This is a genomic window from Kitasatospora sp. NE20-6 (assembly GCF_045862635.1).
In genome coordinates this window covers 181,079-195,817 of record NZ_BPRL01000013.1, presented here as the reverse complement: position 1 = coordinate 195,817, position 14,739 = coordinate 181,079, and the positions used below count along the sequence as shown (strand labels likewise).

The window sequence follows — 14,739 nt, the reverse complement described above, 5'->3', positions numbered from 1 at the left end:
GCCTACGGCTACGAGAAGCGCTTCGGCCTCGTCCACGTCGACTACGACACCCTGGTCCGCACCCCCAAGACCAGCGCCCGCTGGTACTCCGAGGCCATCCGCACCAACAGCCTCGACCACGGCATCGACCCGCGGTGACCGACCACGGTGCGTGACCGCCCCGCGTGACCAAGACCGGCTTCGCTCGTTCCTCTCACGTGCGAGCCATTCACGCGGCGCGGTCGCGCCCGACAGTGCTGGCGGCAGGCGGCGCGATCCTTGCCCAGCTGTGGGGGTTTGGGCTGGGGGTCTGCGACGCCCGTGCCGTCGACGGGCCGGGGCCCGGCCTGCTCGACCGGGCCGGGATCCCGGCCCTGCTCGTCCCGGCCGACGGGGAGGTGCTCCCCGTCGGCCGGATCCGGCAGGCGGAGCCCGTCGGCGCTCTGCTCCGCGACCGCATCAGGCTCGACGGCCTGCCCCTTCCCGGGCAGGCCGCGGCCGTACCGGACGCCTTCGCCATCGCCTCCGTCCTGCTCACCGCCGTCCCCCCGCCGTCGCAGGGGGACGGCGGTTCCGTCTCCGGCACCGGGCCCCGCCCGATGACCGCCCCCGGGGCGACCGGCCCCGCGGGAACCGGCCCGGCGGCCTCGGACGACCCGGCGCCGGGCACCGGCACCGCCGTTCCGGGCACCGCGGCGGCCGGTGCTGCGACGGACGGTGCCGCAGCGGCCTGCACCTCGGCGGACGGTGCCCCGGCGGCAGTCCCCGCGGACCTCCCGGACGGCACGTCGTCCGCGGCCCACGGCACGTCCGGGGCCGTGGCGCACCTCGCCGCCGGAGCCGGTGACACCACCGCGGGCCCCGGCGACGGCCGGCCCGGCGGCCCGCTGTCCGCCGCACCCGTCGTCCGGGCCGGCGGCCACAGCACGGTGGCCGTCGCCGCCCCGATCGCGGCGGGCCTGCTGCTCACCGGCCTGGCGATGTACCGGCACCGCGGGCTGCCCCGCGGCCACTGAGCAGCCCTCCGCCCCGCTCCCCCACCCGCCGGGGTCTCAGCGGAAGACTCCCGGCGGGGGCGCCGGGGAGGGCATCGCGTCCTCGTCGGTGACCGGGGTGGCACCGGCGGTGAAGTCGGCGAGGCCGCGGCCGTGCTCGACCCGTCCGAGGGCGGAGTCGGAGGCCACCCGGCGGCCGAGCTCGTCCAGGGGCAGCGGCCGGACGGCGGCCGCCAGCACCAGGTTGCCGAAGCGCCGTCCGCGCAGCACCGCCGGATCGGCCACCAGGCAGACCTCGGGGAACACCGCCCGCAGGGTGGCCGCCTGCGCGCGGGCGAAGGCCAGCCCGGCGCCGTCGGTGATGTTGACGACCAGGCGGCCGTCCGGGGCGAGCGCGCGGGCCGCCAGCGCGGCGAACTCCACGGTGGCGCAGTGCGCGGGCACCCGGGCGCCGGAGAAGACGTCCGCGATCACGAGGTCGGCGCCGCCCTCGGGCGCGCGTTCCAGCACGGCGCGGGCGTCCGCGCCGCGCACCCTGATCTGCCAGCCGCGTTCCAGCGGCAGCTGGGTGCGTACGAGTTCGGTGAGCGCGGTGTCGATCTCGGCGACCTGCTGGCGGGACCGCGGCCGGGTGGCGGCGACGTAGCGGGGCAGCGTGAGCGCGCCGCCGCCGAGGTGGAGGGCGGTGACCGGGCGGCCGGGCGGGCCGGCGAGGTCGATCAGGTGGCCGATCCTGCGCTGGTACTCGAAGCCGAGGTGGGTGGGGTCGGCGAGGTCGACGAGGGACTGCGGTGCGCCGTCGAGCAGGAGCTGCCAGGCGCGCGGACGGTCGCGGTCGGGGCGCAGCTCGGCGGTTCCGGAGTCCACGGCGGCGGTGAGCGGGCCCTGCCGGTGGCTGCGCCCGTCGGCGGGGGTGTCCGTCGCGGCGGTGTCCGGCTCGGCCGGTGGACGGGCCTTGCCGGCCCGGTTGGTGCGTCCCATGGGGACCATTATCGGCGGGTCGGGCGGCAGGTCGGGCGGCGGTTCCTGCGGGCTGCCGCGGCGCGGGGTGGGGCGGCAGAGGCGGCGGCAGTGGCGGGCGGGCCGGTTCAGAAGGGTCCGAGGCCGCCTGCGGTCAGGGTGCAGGCGGCCTCGCAGAGGGCGGAGCGCAGCACCCAGGCGTCGGTGGGCCGGGCCGGGGTCTGCGGGTCGGCGGGCGGCATCACCCAGCGCGGGTCGGTGGGGGGCAGGAGGACGGCCCCGGGTGTACAGGAGCTGCCGGGCAGGTGCCAGTTGCGTGCGGTGCCGGCGGGGACGAGGAAGGAGACGGCGGCGCCCCCGCGGCTCTGCAGGACGGCTCCGCAGGCCCGGCGGAGGCGGAGGATGTCGACGGTCTCCAGTCCGTGGCGGACGGCGACGGTCACCGTGTCGTAGAGGGCTGCGGGGGGTGTGCGCCCGTCCGCGGTCCCGGGTGTCCCGGTGGCGGCGGCCGGGCCGCTGCCGGTGCCGCCGCCGGCCGACGGGCCGCCGTCCGTCCCTTCGGGCAGCAGGGCCGGGGCCACTCCGGCCGGCAGCCCTGGGGCGGCGGGCCGGTGGTACTGCGACACTCGGGTGGCCATGGGGACCTCCTGTCACCTCGTCAGGTCGGGAGCCCTGCACCGCCCGGAGGTGTGGGGGTGGGCGGCGGGGCTTCCGCGTATCAGGACAACGCGACCGGGGGTCGGAAGGCCACGGGCAGGGCGGCGGCAAGACATGGCATTTCATGGCAGAACCCGCCAACCAGGCCCGCAATGTCCGCAATTGCCCCGGATCTTTCCCTGCACGCTGAGCATCCGCGCCGTCACTGGAGGTACTGTCGGCCCCGGCGCCGCCCGGTCACCCCGCCGGGCGTGCCACGGCGCGGCAGTCGCCGCGGCACCACCTGTACGACCCTCGGAGCGCAGCCATGGCAGCCACGAGCCCCGACGGGCCCCGGCCCGCACCGGCCGCCCCCAACCCGGTGATGCGCGCGCTGCGCGGCGACCGCTCGCCGGGCGAGTTCGCCACGGCGGTGCGGCGGGCCGCGCGGGAGATCGGCGAGCACGTGTCGTGCGACGCGCGGTACGTCGGCCGGGTGGAGGCCGGTGAGATCCGCTGTCCCAACTACGCGTACGAGCGGGTGTTCCGGCACATGTGGCCGGACCGGTCGCTGGCCGATCTCGGCTTCGCGCCGCGGACGGCGGCCCGGCGGCGGGGGTCGGGCGCGGCGCCGCGGCTGCCGGTGCCAGAATCACCACCGGCAGAGGCAGTTGACGACCCGCACCATCGTGACGAGGAGAACGACGACGTGCACCGCCGTACGTTCCTGACCGGCGGCTCGACCGCCCTGGCGGCCGCGCTCGGCCTGGACGGCGAGAGCCTCCCCGACGCCGCCGCGGCCGTGCCCGCGCGGCCCGTTCCGGCCCTGCGCAGGGTCGGTGCGGCCGAGGCCGAGGGGGTCGAGCGCGCTGTCCGCGACATCCGGCTGCTCGACGACGCGCACGGCGCCGACGCGCTCTTCGAGCGGGCGGGGCAGTCGCTGCGGCACGCGTACGTGCTGCTCAACGAGGGCGTCTACAGCGCGGCGACCGAGCGCCGCCTGCAGGCCGGGGCGGGTGAACTCGCCATCTCCGTCGGCTGGCTGGCGCACGACTCGAACCGGCTGGCGGACGCCCGCTCGTTCTACGCGGAGGCGGTCGCGACCGCGCGGATGGCGGGCGACGCCGGGCTGGAGGCGCACGTCTTCTGCAACAGCGCGTTCCTCGCGCGGGACGCCGGCCGGCCGCGCGAGGCGCTGCGGGCGGCGCAGGCCGGGCAGGCGGCGGCCCGCGGCCTCGGGTCGGAGCGGCTGCTGGCGCTGCTGGCGCTGCGCGAGGCCGGGGGCTGGGCGCAGTTGAACGACCGGGCCGCGTGCGAGCGGGCGCTGTCGCGGGCGGCCGGCCTGTTCGACCGGGGGCCGTCGGAGGCGGACCCGGAGTGGATGTCGTTCTTCGGGGAGGCCGAACTCGTCGGCCTGGAGGCGCAGTGCTGGTCGGCGCTGGGCGAGTGGGAGCTGGCCGCGGACCGGGCCGGGCGGGCGATAGCGCTGCAGGATCCGCACTTCGTCCGCAACCGGGTGCTGTACACGGCGGAGCTGGCGCACGACCGGCTCGGTCTCGGTGATCCCGCGGGCGCCGCCGAGCAGGGCTCGGCGGCGGTCGTCCTGCTGGGCGAGGTGCGGTCGGCCCGGATCCGCGGCATGCTCGCCGGCACCGCCGGGCGGCTGGGCGCGCACCGGGCGGTGCCGGAGGTGGCGGACTTCCTCGACGCGTACGCGGACGCGACGGGGGCCGCCTGAGCGTCCGTCAGTCGAGGTGGCTGTGGTCGTTCCAGAACTCGACGGCGGGCAGGCCGTACTCCCAGGAGAGCACGGAGAGGGCGGCGGTGCCGAGCTTGAAGCGCTGCGCGTACTCGGGTGCCAGGCCGAGCCAGCGGGCGGTGAGGATGCGCAGCAGGTGGCCGTGGGCGAAGAGCACGACGTCGCGGTCGGCGCAGTGCATGGTGGTGGTGTCGGGGTGCGGCACGCCGTGGGTGTCGTTGAGTTCGGCGAGGAGGCCGTCGACGCGGGCGGAGACCTCGCCGAGCTTCTCGCCGCCGGGCACGCCGTCGCGCCAGATCAGCCAGCCGGGGTGGTCGGTGTCGCGGATGTCGAGGCCGGTGCGGCCCTCGTAGCGGCCGTAGTCCCACTCCAGCAGCGCGTCGCAGTCGGCGGCGCGGTCGCCGAAGCCGGCGAGTTCGCAGGTCTCGCGGGCACGGGAGAGCGGGCTGGTGAGGACGACCGCGTCCTTCAGGCCGTTCCAGGGGGCGCGGGCGAGGCGGGTTCCGAGGGCGCGGGCCATCGCGCGGCCCTCCTCGGTGAGCGGCACGTCGGTGCGGCCGGTGTGGCGGCCGGTGGCCGACCAGGCGGTCTCGCCGTGGCGGACGAGCACGATGCGGGCGGGCATGGGAGGACTCCTCGGAACGGGGTGAGCGGCGGCCTGGCTCGCCATTGAGGGCCGACTCCCCCATGATCCCGCACCCGGGGGCGGCCTGCGGATCGTGGGCCCCGGTCCCGGGGGCGGGGTGGCGATCCGGAGGAGGCGACACCGATTGTCGGTGCCGGATGCAACACTGGGCCGCACCATGAACGTCTCGCACCTGGGGCAGTCAGAGCCGCTCGCGCAGCGGCTCTCCGAGCTGCGCGGCCGGGCGCCGCAGCGCAGTCTCGACGCCCGCGCGCTCGCCGCGCTCGCCGCCAATCCCGGCTGTCGCCGCCGGTCCCTGCTGGACGCCGCGGGCGTCGACAAGGGCGCGATCGCCCGCCAGTTGGGGCGTCCGGCGCCGTTCGGCCAGTCCCCGTTCGCGCTGGCCCGCGGCAACGTCTTCGAGGCCCGGCTCAAGCAGGACGGCTACGCGGCCCTGCTGGAGCCGCTCCGCCGCCACCTCGGGCTGCCGGAGGCCGGCGCCCCGCCGGCCGTGCCCGACCTGCTGCGCCGGTCGTCCCCGGCGGTGCGGGCCGGGCGCACCCGGGAGGTGCTCGCGGCCGCGGCGGCGGACCCCTCCGCCTGGACGCTGCTCGACCACCCGATGCTGCGGCTCACCGTGGCCGGCAGCCCCGCCTACCTGGAGCCGGACGCCCTGCTCGTGCACGGCGGCCGCTGCACCGTGGTGGAGATCAAGTCGTTCCCGTTGCTGGACGGTTCGGCCGACCCCGCGAAGGTCGGCGCGGCCGCGCGGCAGGCAGCGGTGTACGTGCTGGCGCTGCAGGAGACGGCCGCCGCGCTGGCCGGGGAGGAGCCCGCGGACGACCCGTACGCGGTGCAGGAGCTGCCCGGCAGCCCGCGCACGGACGTGCTGCTCGTCTGCCCGAAGGACTTCTCCAACCGGCCGACGGCCGCGGTGGTCGACGTCCGCCGCGAGCTGGCCACGACCCGCCGCCAGCTGACCCGGATGACCGGCGTCGGCAGCCTGGTGGACGCCCTCCCCGAGGGCACGAGCTTCGACCTGGCCCCGGACGACGCGGGCGCTCCGACCCGGCCCGCCGGGGAGCTGGAGGCCGCGCTCGGCGCGGTGCCGGCGGCGTACGGCCCGGACTGCCTCTCCGCCTGCGAGCTCGGCTTCCACTGCCGTGCCCAGGCACGGTGCGGCGACTCCGTCGACCAGCTCGGCCGGGGCGTGCGCGGGGAGCTGGGGTCGATCCGCACGGTGACCGGGGCGCTGGCCGCCGCGGAGGCAGTGCCGGGCGACGGCGGGGGCGCCGCGGACGCGGAGGCGGACGAGGCGGCCGCACGGCTGCGCCACGCGGCGGCGCTGCGGGCCGAGGCCCTCGCGGGGACGCCCTGATGGCGGGCGCCCGCGGCCGGGGGTGCCGCCGATGAGCCTGCTCGGAACCCTCGCGCGGTTGCAGGCGGTGCGCAGCGGCCGGGCCGAGCCGCTGGCGACCGTGCGGCACCGGCACCTGTCGGACCGGCCGATGGTGGTGATCCCGCTGGCCGCGGCCGGCGAGGCCGGTGCGCCGCTGGCGGTGATGCTGGGCACCGACCGGGAGGCCCCGCGCCTGCACATCGTGCCGCAGCCGCTGAACCGCACCCAGCGCTTCGACTTCCTCGCCCGCTTCGGTGCCGACCTGCTGCCGTACATGGCGTCCTTCGCCCAGGACGTCGAGCACATCGAGGGCTCCGAGCGTGACGCGGAGTCCGGGGAGAAGGTGCCGGTCGTCCGGGAGCTGTGCGCGGACGCGCCGCAGCTGGTGGTGCCCAACCAGGGGTCCGTCCAGCACCTGGCGCTGATCGGCCGCTCGACGCGGTTCCGCCGCACCGCGGAGGATCCGGACCCGGGGCCGTACCCGGCGCCGACGCAGGTGCCGCTGCTCGGGCGCTGGCTGACGCACGTCACCGACCGTGCGCAGGTGCCGGGCTCCAGCCTGCTGCTGCCGCTGACCTCGCTGCTGGCCCGGCACTGGGCGACCGGCCAGAGCCACCTGGAGGACCAGCACCTGGCCGCCCGGCTGGCGTGGCACGGCCCGCCGGGCGGCGCCGGGGGCGCGCAGGCCGCGGAGTACGTCGAGACGGCGCGCGACGCGCGGGGGCAGCTGCTGCACCCGCCGGCCGGTCCGGCGACCGATCCGAGCTTCGACGAGGTGCTGCTGGCTCCGGCGATCACCCGGCACGACGCGGCGCTCGCCACCGCGCGGGGCGCCGCGGACGCCGGGGACACCGCGGCGGCGGCCCGCGCGGAGCTGGTGGTGAAGCAGGCCGCCGAGCACCTGCACGGCGTGTTGGAGCAGGTGCTGCTGCCGGTCTGGGCGGACGTCTGGCGGGGCCTGGACCTGCTGCGGACGCTGCCGCCGGGCGCGCACGTCGCCGAGCGGTGGGAGGGCGACCGCTGGTCGTACACCGGCCACCGGGACCGGGTGGCGGCCGGGGAGCCGCCGCAGCCGCGGCAGGACGACGCGGTGACCGCGGCCCGCAAGCTGGCGCAGCGCGAGCGGGAGCAGGTGCGGGTGGAGGTGCAGGAGGCGCTGGACGACCCGCTGGCGATGGCGGAGCACCGGCTGGCGGGCGAGGCCTTCGCCGGCGAGGTGGTGGCGCTGGTGCCGGAGTACGACACGTCGGGGCGGTCGCCGAAGCCGCGGCCGCTGCTGGTGGTGCGCACCACGGACCGTCCGCACGCCGACCCGGGCCGGGAGGTGCACCGTGCGCACGGGCCGTCCGCGCAGCGCGGGGTGGTCGCCGGTGCGGACGCCGCGGAGGGCACGGTCACGGTGCGGGTGGTGTCGGGCATGGGCCGGCGCAAGGAGCCGGAGCCGGGCAGTCTGCCGGAGGTCGGTGAGCGCGTGGTGTTCACGCTGTTCGAGCTGGCGCCGCGCCAGTCGGCGCCGCTGCCGGATCCGGAGGACACCCCGTGGACGCACGGCGGTCCGCCGGGTGGTGTGCCGGGTGGTGTGCCGGGTGCGCCCGGCGGGACGGAAGAGTGGGAATGACGGGCGGTACGACTGCCGACCAGGCACCGGGTGCGGCGGCCGACGCCGCCGTGGCCGCGATCCTCGACGCCGCCGTGCGGCCCGCCGTGGGTGCCCCGCGCGGGGTGGTGGTGGACTCGCCGCCCGGCGCGGGCAAGTCGACCCTGGTGGTGCGGGCGGCGCGTGAGCTGGTGGCGGCCGGCGAGCGGCTGATGATCGTGGCGCAGACGAACAGCCAGGTCGACGACCTGGTGGACCGCCTCGCCGTGAAGGGTCCGGAGCTGACCGTCGGCCGGCTGCACGCGGGCGACACCCGCCCGGCCCCGGAGGCGCTGCGGCACCCCGGGGTGACGGCCTCGGAGAAAGTCGCCGACCTGCTGGAGCACGACGTGGTGATCTCCACCGCGGCGAAGTGGCAGTGGGTGAGGACCGAGGCGCCGTGGCGGCACGCGATCGTCGACGAGGCGTACCAGATGCGCTCGGACGCGCTGCTGGCGGTGGCCAGGCTGTTCGAGCGGGCGCTGTTCGTGGGGGATCCGGGCCAGCTGGACCCGTTCACCGTGGTCGGCACCGACCAGTGGGCCGGCCTGTCGTACGACCCGTCGAGCAGTGCGGTGGTGACGCTGCTGGCGCACAACCCGGCGATCCGCCCGCACCGGCTGCCGGTGTCGTGGCGGCTGCCGGCGAGTGCGGCGCCGCTGATCTCGGCCGCGTTCTACCCGTACACGCCGTTCCGGGCGGGCACCGGGCCGGACGAGCGCCGGCTGACGGCGTCCGCGGCGGCCGACGGCTCCGCGGTGGACACCGCGATCGACGAGGCCGTCGAGCACGGCTGGGCACTGCTGGAGCTGCCCGCCCGGCACACCGTGCGGACCGACCCGCAGGCGGTGGCGGCGGTCGCGGCGACCGTCCGGCGGCTGCTGGACCGCGGCCTGACCGCGCACTCCGAGCAGGGCACGGCGCCGCTCACGCCGGGCCGGGTGGCCGTCGGCACGGCCCACCGGGACCAGGCGGCCGCCGTGCGCGCGGCGCTCGCCGCGCTGGGTGTGCCGGTGGACGCGGCGGCCGGCCCGGCCGTCACGGTCGACACGGCGAACCGCCTGCAGGGCCGCGAGTACGACGTGACCGTGGTGCTGCACCCGCTCTCCGGGCGGCCCGACGCGACGGCCTTCCACCTGGAGACCGGGCGGCTGTGCGTGCTCGCCTCCCGGCACCGGCACGCCTGCATCGTGGTGGCCCGGGCGGGGATCCCGGAGCTGCTGGACGAGCACCCGTCGGCGGAGCCGGTGCAGCTCGGTGTGGCGGTGAAGTTCCCGGACGGCTGGGAGGCCAACCACGCGGTGCTGGCGCACCTCTCCCGGCACCGGGTGCCGCTCGGGTGAGGGGCCCGGGGGCGGCGGTCGCGGAGATTCCGGAGGCAGATCGCAGGTGGGATGCGCCCCGGCGATGGGAATAGCGACCTGGTGTGCACCGTTCCGCTACCGGCCGCCGTCGCGCGACAATGGACGACGGCCGACCCCGCCCCCAGCCCTCCGGAGGTGTCCGTCCATGCCCGATCCCCACACGCAGGCGTCCGACCAGAGCGGCGTCCCCGCCCCGGCCGCCCCGGGCCCGGGCAGTGCTCCCCGCCGGCTGCGGCCGGCCCACCTGATCTTCGAGCCGCAGGCCGAGGAGCCGGAGCCCGAGCGGTTCTTCGACCTGGAGTCGATCGACGACCCGGCCGAGCTGCTGCGCCGGTCCACCGAGCTGGCCCTGGCGTTCCGGACCGCGGCGGAGCGGGCGACCGATTTCCAGGCGATCGCCGCCGCGCAGCTCGCGGACACCCGGCGTTTCGACGCGCTGACGCCCGCCGAGATCGCCGCCCGCGCCGAGTGGACGCCCGACTACGCGGCCCGCATGGTCGAGTACGGCCGGGGTCTGCAGCAGCAGCGCCGCACCGACCACTGACCGTCCGCGGTCCGGCACCCGTCCGAACCGGGCCTCTGGCATATGCGGCCGGTAAGGGTACGCCGGGGCGCGCCGCGGTGTCCGGTGAACGGCCTTTTCCGTCCCGCCCCGTCCGCGCCGGGTCCACCCTGCTGGGGTGGACATCTGGACGTATGAATCGGTGGAGTACGTCACCGTCGCCGGGGAGGCCTGGCTGGCCTCCGCCAGCGAGTACCCGCGCTCCATGCGCGCCCTGTGGGAGTCACGCCCGTGGGCTTCCAGCGTGCTGCCGTGCGGGCGCACCTTCGACGTGATCAGCATGCCGGCGCTGTTCGGCCGCCGGGTGCTGGACGAGCTGTGGTCGTCCGGCCCGGGCTGCGGCCCGGTCGCCTCGTACCGCGGCCGCACCCTGCTCTTCGTGCAGCCGGGCGCGGCCCCCCGGCTGCGCACCCTGCTGGCCTGGGAGGAGTGGGCGCGGGACGTGCCGCCGCTGCTCTGCCACGGCCAGGGCGACGCGGTGACCGTGCCCCCGCTGCAGCGCATGGTGGACGCCCCCGACTCCCCCTCGCTCGGCGGCGGCCGCTGGATCGTCGCCCCGGACACCCGCGAGCCCTGGCTGCCGGGCGCCGCCGTGGTGCTCTGGGCGTGCGTCCGGGCGGCGCGCGGCGAGCCCCGCGGCCGGGCCTCCGCGACGGCCGGGCCGGCGGGTGCGGGTGCGGGCCCGGAGGTGTCGCTGGAGCCGGTGCCGTCGGCGTGAGCACGCCTGCCGTTATCGGTTTTGGTTCCACCGCGGGCCGCTGCTAGAGTCTTCCACGTCAGCAGGCGCCGCTAGCTCAGTTGGTTAGAGCAGCTGACTCTTAATCAGCGGGTCCGGGGTTCGAGTCCCTGGCGGCGCACAGACGGTCGAAGGCCCCTCGCGAAAGCGGGGGCCTTCGGCATTTCCCGGAGCGTCGCCGACTGCTACCCTCCCCGGACATGGCGCCCGACGATCCCGCGCGCAGCACACCACCGGGCTGGGAGGAGTGGCTCCGCGCCGAGCTCTCCGGCCTGGAGGCGTCCGCCCTGCGCGCGCACCGCGCTGCGCGGCGACGGCGGCGCGTGCTGGTGGCGCTGATCCCGCTCACGGTGCTCGCCCTGGCCGCCGCGCTGGCGGCGCTCCCCCGCTCCGGCGCCGACCGTCCCGTGCCGTACCCGCCGGTGAGCCGCGCCCCGTCCGCGTCCGCCGGGATCTCCGCGGCCTGCTGCCCCGCCACGCTGCCCGGCGGCTGCCCGAACTGCTGGACGACCGGCCGCTGACCGGCAGGTCCCGGTCCCGCCACCGGATCTGACGGCGGGCCGGGCACGCCCGCGGGGCCGCCCCGGAGGGACGGCCCCGCGGTGCCCGGGCCGGGTCAGCGGCCGCGCAGGCTGCGGTACGTGCCGACGAGCGCGGCGGTGGAGCTGTCCAGCTTCTCCGTGCCTTCGCCGGTCAGCAGCACGGGCTCGATGCGCTTGGCGAGCACCTTGCCGAGCTCGACGCCCCACTGGTCGAAGGAGTCGATGTTCCAGATCGCGCCCTGGACGAACACCTTGTGCTCGTACAGCGCGACGAGCTGGCCGAGCACCGACGGGGTGAGCTCGGCGGCCAGGATCGTGGTGGTGGGGTGGTTGCCGCGGAAGGTCTTGTGCGCGACAAGCTCGGCGGGCACGCCCTCCGCCTCGACCTCCTCCGGCGTCTTGCCGAAGGCGAGCGCCTGGGTCTGCGCGAAGAAGTTGGCCATCAGCAGGTCGTGCTGGGCGACGAGCCCGGGCAGCAGGCCCTCGACCGGCGCGGCGAAGCCGATGAAGTCGGCCGGGATGACCTTGGTGCCCTGGTGCAGCAGCTGGTAGTAGGCGTGCTGGCCGTTGGTGCCGGGGGTGCCCCACACGACCGGGCCGGTCTGCCAGGTGACGGGGTTGCCGTCGCGGTCCACCGACTTGCCGTTGGACTCCATGTCGAGCTGCTGGAGGTACGCGGTGAACTTCGACAGGTAGTGCGAGTACGGCAGCACCGCGTGCGACTGCGCGTCGAAGAACGCGCCGTACCAGACGCCGAGGAGGCCGAGCAGCAGCGGCACGTTCTGCTCCGGCGGCGCGGTGCGGAAGTGCTCGTCGACCAGGTGGAAGCCGTCCAGCATCTCGCGGAACCGCTCCGGGCCGATGGCGATCATCAGCGAGAGGCCGATCGCGGAGTCGTAGGAGTAACGGCCGCCGACCCAGTCCCAGAACTCGAACATGTTGGCGACGTCGATGCCGAAGTCGGCGACGCCGCCGGCGTTGGTGGAGAGCGCCACGAAGTGCTTGGCGACCGCTTCCTGACCGGCCTGGAGCTCGGTGAGCAGCCAGTTCCTGGCGGAGACCGCGTTGGTAATGGTCTCGATGGTGGTGAAGGTCTTCGACGCGACGATGAAGAGCGTCTCGGCGGCGTCGAGGCCGACGAGCGCCTCGTGCAGGTCGGCGCCGTCCACGTTGGAGACGAAGCGGACGTCGATGCCGCGGTCGGTGTAGGAGCGCAGCACCTCGTACGCCATCGCGGGGCCGAGGTCGGAGCCCCCGATGCCGATGTTGACGACCGAGCGGATGCGCTTGCCGGTGTGGCCGGTCCAGGCGCCGCTGCGGACGCGGTCGGCGAAGGCGGCCATCGTGTCGAGCACGGCGTGCACGGCCGGCACGACGTTCTCGCCGTCGACCTCGACGACGGCGCCCCGGGGGGCACGCAGCGCGGTGTGCAGGACGGCGCGGTCCTCGGTGATGTTGATCTTCTCGCCGCGGAACATGGCGTCGCGCAGCTCCGCGACGCCGGCGGAGGCGGCGAGGTCGCGCAGCAGCGCCAGCGTCTCGTCGGTCACCAGCTGCTTGGAGTAGTCCACGTGCAGGTCGCCGACGGACAGTGTGTAGCGGCTGCCGCGCTCGGGGTCCGCCGCGAACAGACCGCGCAGGTGCTGCTCGCCCAGCTCCGCGCGGTGCTTGCCCAGCGCGGCCCACTGGGGCGTGCGGTCCAGGGGGGTGCGACCGCCGGTGCGGTTGTCCGACATCGGTTGCTCCTTGAGTCATCCGGATTGCAGTACCGGCACGGCCCGGCGGGAGGGTTGCGCTCGGTCCGACGGCAGGATGGTGCGTTCGCCGGCTCCGTCGACGGCCATGCCCGCGGCCAGCCTATCCCCGGGCGGCGCGCTCATCGGCGCGCCGAGCGAAGGTCGAGCTGACGGAGCACCTCGTCGGCGACCTCGGGAACGCCGCCGGGCTCCCCACGCGCCGTCAGCACCTCGCGGCGCGACGCGGCGATCATCTCCTCCTCCAGGGCCGCGGCCTGCTTCCACACGGCGAAGGTCCGCTTGGCCTCGGCGGCCCGCTCCTCCTCGTACCGTTCGGGGCGGAGGCGGGCGAGGCGGTCGTGCTGGCGCTCGCGGAGGCGTTCGACGAGGTCGGCGGGGAGGTGACGCTCGTCCTCCAGCTCGGCAAGCCGGTGCAGGCCCGCCTTCGCGGCGCGCCACCAGAGCAGCCGGACGGCCTCCTCGTGCGCGTCCGGGTGGTCCCGGAGTCCGGTCAGCCGGGCCACCCACGGAAGGGTGAGCCCCTGCACCAGCAGGGTGAAGAGCACGACGCAGAACGCGACGAAGACGATCTCGCTGCGCGCCGGGAACGCCTCGCCGCCGTGCACGGTGAGCGGCACCGCGAGGGCCAGCGCCACGGTGGCGACGCCGCGCATCCCGGACCACCAGAGCACGACCGTCTCCCGCCAGCTGATCGGCGTGTCCTCCGTGCCGTGGGTGACCCGCCGCGACAGCCAGGCGGCGGGCAGCAGCCACAGCAGCCGCAGGAGCACGACCGTGGCGATCACCCAGGCGGTGTCGCCGACCATGCTCTCCCAGCTGGTGCGGACGTCCGCGACCACGGTGCTGAGCTCCAGCCCGATCAGGCCGAACGCCACCCCGGTGATCAGGATCTCGACGATCTCCCAGAAGGCGTTCCCGACCAGCCGGAACGACACGTCGTCCGCGTCGGCGGCCCGGTCGGCGAGGTAGAGGGCGCAGATCACGACCGCCAGCACGCCGGAGCCGTGCGCCTCCTCCGCGACGGTGTAGGCGGCGAACGGCACCAGCAGGTTGAGGGCCACCTGCTGGGTGGGGTCGTCGAGCCAGCCGGCCAGGCGGGCGTTGAGCCAGCCGAGCGTGATGCCGACGACCACGGCGACCACGGCGGAGAGCACGAACCGCAGGGCCGCGTGCGGGACGGAGAAGTCGCCGCTCACGACGGCCTCGACCGCGAGCGAGTAGATGACGATCGCGGTGACGTCGTTGAAGAGTCCCTCGCTCTCCAGGACGGCCACCAGCCGGCGCGGCAGGCCGACCGAACCGGCCACGGCGACGGCCGCCACCGGGTCGGGCGGCGAGACGACCGCGCCGAGCACGACGGCGGCGGCGAGCGGCAGGCCGGGCACCAGCCACCGGAAGACGACGGCGACCACCGTGGTGGTGACGACGACCAGGGCGACGGCGAGCAGGAGGATGGAGCGGATGTTGGCCCGGAAGTAGCGCACCGAGGAGCGGCGGGCCACCGCGAAGATCAGCGGCGGCAGGACGAGCGGCAGGATCAGCCCGGGCGGCACGGTCACGTCCGGGATCTGCGGCACCAGGGCCATCACCAGGCCGAGCAGGGTCATGAGCACCGGCTGCGGCACGTGGATGCGGCGGGCCAGCGGCATCGTCACCACCGACACCAGCAGCACCAGGAACAGCAGTGACAGCTGGGCCACCGATCGACTCCCTGCGTCCGTTGCGTCCGCACGGGGTGCGGACGGCTCCACGATCCGGCTGCCCCCGAACCCACCGGAGCAGCATAAAT

Annotated in this window: 14 protein-coding genes and 1 tRNA gene; 10 read left to right on the top strand and 5 right to left on the bottom strand. The window is 76.1% G+C overall.

What is annotated here, in order from left to right:
* Together SNE206_RS14695 and SNE206_RS14690 are read left to right on the top strand one after the other, a co-directional pair.
* The coding region (locus SNE206_RS14695; RefSeq protein WP_407913775.1) for a family 1 glycosylhydrolase at positions 1–138 on the top strand (138 nt) is incomplete at its 5' end.
* 95 nt (positions 139–233) lie between these two features.
* Positions 234–995: a hypothetical protein gene (locus tag SNE206_RS14690; RefSeq protein ID WP_407913762.1), complete on the top strand. Its 762-nt coding sequence runs from the start codon at positions 234–236 to the stop codon at positions 993–995.
* A gap of 36 nt (positions 996–1,031) precedes the next feature.
* Here the strand turns inward: SNE206_RS14690 and SNE206_RS14685 are convergent, their stop codons facing one another.
* Entirely contained in the window at positions 1,032–1,955 is a 924-nt protein-coding gene (locus tag SNE206_RS14685; protein ID WP_407913761.1) for a spermidine synthase, read from the bottom strand.
* 107 nt (positions 1,956–2,062) lie between these two features.
* Positions 2,063–2,572 (bottom strand): hypothetical protein, encoded by a 510-nt coding sequence (locus SNE206_RS14680; RefSeq protein WP_407913760.1) that lies wholly within the window; start codon positions 2,570–2,572, stop codon positions 2,063–2,065.
* Between the two features lie 326 nt (positions 2,573–2,898).
* Here SNE206_RS14680 and SNE206_RS14675 point away from each other — a divergent pair, with 326 nt between their 5' ends.
* Positions 2,899–4,308: a tetratricopeptide repeat protein gene (locus SNE206_RS14675; protein WP_407913759.1), complete on the top strand. Its 1,410-nt coding sequence runs from the start codon at positions 2,899–2,901 to the stop codon at positions 4,306–4,308.
* Positions 4,309–4,315: 7 nt separating this feature from the next.
* On the opposite strand, the gene SNE206_RS14670 is transcribed toward SNE206_RS14675, so the two are convergent.
* Positions 4,316–4,954 (bottom strand): histidine phosphatase family protein, encoded by a 639-nt coding sequence (locus SNE206_RS14670; RefSeq protein WP_407913758.1) that lies wholly within the window; start codon positions 4,952–4,954, stop codon positions 4,316–4,318.
* 178 nt (positions 4,955–5,132) lie between these two features.
* Here SNE206_RS14670 and SNE206_RS14665 point away from each other — a divergent pair, with 178 nt between their 5' ends.
* From SNE206_RS14665 to SNE206_RS14635, 7 genes are all read left to right on the top strand, one after another.
* Entirely contained in the window at positions 5,133–6,332 is a 1,200-nt protein-coding gene (locus tag SNE206_RS14665; RefSeq protein ID WP_407913757.1) for a hypothetical protein, read from the top strand.
* Positions 6,333–6,363: 31 nt separating this feature from the next.
* The gene (locus SNE206_RS14660; RefSeq protein ID WP_407913756.1) at positions 6,364–7,971 is read left to right on the top strand and encodes a hypothetical protein; all 1,608 of its coding nucleotides are present in this window, start codon (positions 6,364–6,366) and stop codon (positions 7,969–7,971) included.
* Entirely contained in the window at positions 7,968–9,332 is a 1,365-nt protein-coding gene (locus SNE206_RS14655) for an AAA family ATPase (protein WP_407913755.1), read from the top strand. The genes SNE206_RS14660 and SNE206_RS14655 overlap by 4 nt, the downstream gene beginning before the upstream one ends.
* Before the next feature lie 166 nt (positions 9,333–9,498).
* Positions 9,499–9,897 carry a hypothetical protein gene (locus SNE206_RS14650; protein WP_407913754.1) on the top strand — a complete coding sequence of 133 codons (399 nt, stop codon included), beginning with the start codon at positions 9,499–9,501 and terminating at the stop codon, positions 9,895–9,897.
* A gap of 136 nt (positions 9,898–10,033) precedes the next feature.
* Positions 10,034–10,633 carry a bifunctional DNA primase/polymerase gene (locus tag SNE206_RS14645; RefSeq protein WP_407913753.1) on the top strand — a complete coding sequence of 200 codons (600 nt, stop codon included), beginning with the start codon at positions 10,034–10,036 and terminating at the stop codon, positions 10,631–10,633.
* A 65-nt stretch (positions 10,634–10,698) separates the two neighbouring features.
* Positions 10,699–10,772 (top strand) — tRNA-Lys (locus SNE206_RS14640).
* Between the two features lie 79 nt (positions 10,773–10,851).
* Complete coding sequence (locus SNE206_RS14635; protein ID WP_407913752.1) at positions 10,852–11,172, top strand: hypothetical protein; 321 nt, start codon at positions 10,852–10,854, stop codon at positions 11,170–11,172.
* Positions 11,173–11,267: 95 nt separating this feature from the next.
* Here SNE206_RS14635 and pgi read toward each other — a convergent pair whose 3' ends face one another.
* Both pgi and SNE206_RS14625 read right to left on the bottom strand, forming a co-directional pair.
* Positions 11,268–12,929, bottom strand: coding sequence for a glucose-6-phosphate isomerase (pgi, locus tag SNE206_RS14630; protein WP_407913751.1), 1,662 nt, complete (start codon positions 12,927–12,929; stop codon positions 11,268–11,270).
* Positions 12,930–13,069: 140 nt separating this feature from the next.
* Positions 13,070–14,650 (bottom strand): Na+/H+ antiporter, encoded by a 1,581-nt coding sequence (locus tag SNE206_RS14625; RefSeq protein ID WP_407913750.1) that lies wholly within the window; start codon positions 14,648–14,650, stop codon positions 13,070–13,072.
* Positions 14,651–14,739: the final 89 nt, after the last annotated feature.

Excerpts from the sequence above, each read along its gene's own strand:
- SNE206_RS14685 (WP_407913761.1), bottom strand. The coding sequence starts at position 1,955 with ATGGGACGCACCAACCGGGCCGGCAAGGCCCGTCCACCGGCCGAGCCG.
- SNE206_RS14680 (WP_407913760.1), bottom strand. The coding sequence starts at position 2,572 with ATGGCCACCCGAGTGTCGCAGTACCACCGGCCCGCCGCCCCAGGGCTG.
- SNE206_RS14675 (WP_407913759.1), top strand. The coding sequence starts at position 2,899 with ATGGCAGCCACGAGCCCCGACGGGCCCCGGCCCGCACCGGCCGCCCCC.
- SNE206_RS14670 (WP_407913758.1), bottom strand. The coding sequence starts at position 4,954 with ATGCCCGCCCGCATCGTGCTCGTCCGCCACGGCGAGACCGCCTGGTCG.
- SNE206_RS14665 (WP_407913757.1), top strand. The coding sequence starts at position 5,133 with ATGAACGTCTCGCACCTGGGGCAGTCAGAGCCGCTCGCGCAGCGGCTC.
- SNE206_RS14660 (WP_407913756.1), top strand. The coding sequence starts at position 6,364 with ATGAGCCTGCTCGGAACCCTCGCGCGGTTGCAGGCGGTGCGCAGCGGC.
- SNE206_RS14655 (WP_407913755.1), top strand. The coding sequence starts at position 7,968 with ATGACGGGCGGTACGACTGCCGACCAGGCACCGGGTGCGGCGGCCGAC.
- SNE206_RS14650 (WP_407913754.1), top strand. The coding sequence starts at position 9,499 with ATGCCCGATCCCCACACGCAGGCGTCCGACCAGAGCGGCGTCCCCGCC.
- SNE206_RS14635 (WP_407913752.1), top strand. The coding sequence starts at position 10,852 with ATGGCGCCCGACGATCCCGCGCGCAGCACACCACCGGGCTGGGAGGAG.
- pgi (WP_407913751.1), bottom strand. The coding sequence starts at position 12,929 with ATGTCGGACAACCGCACCGGCGGTCGCACCCCCCTGGACCGCACGCCC.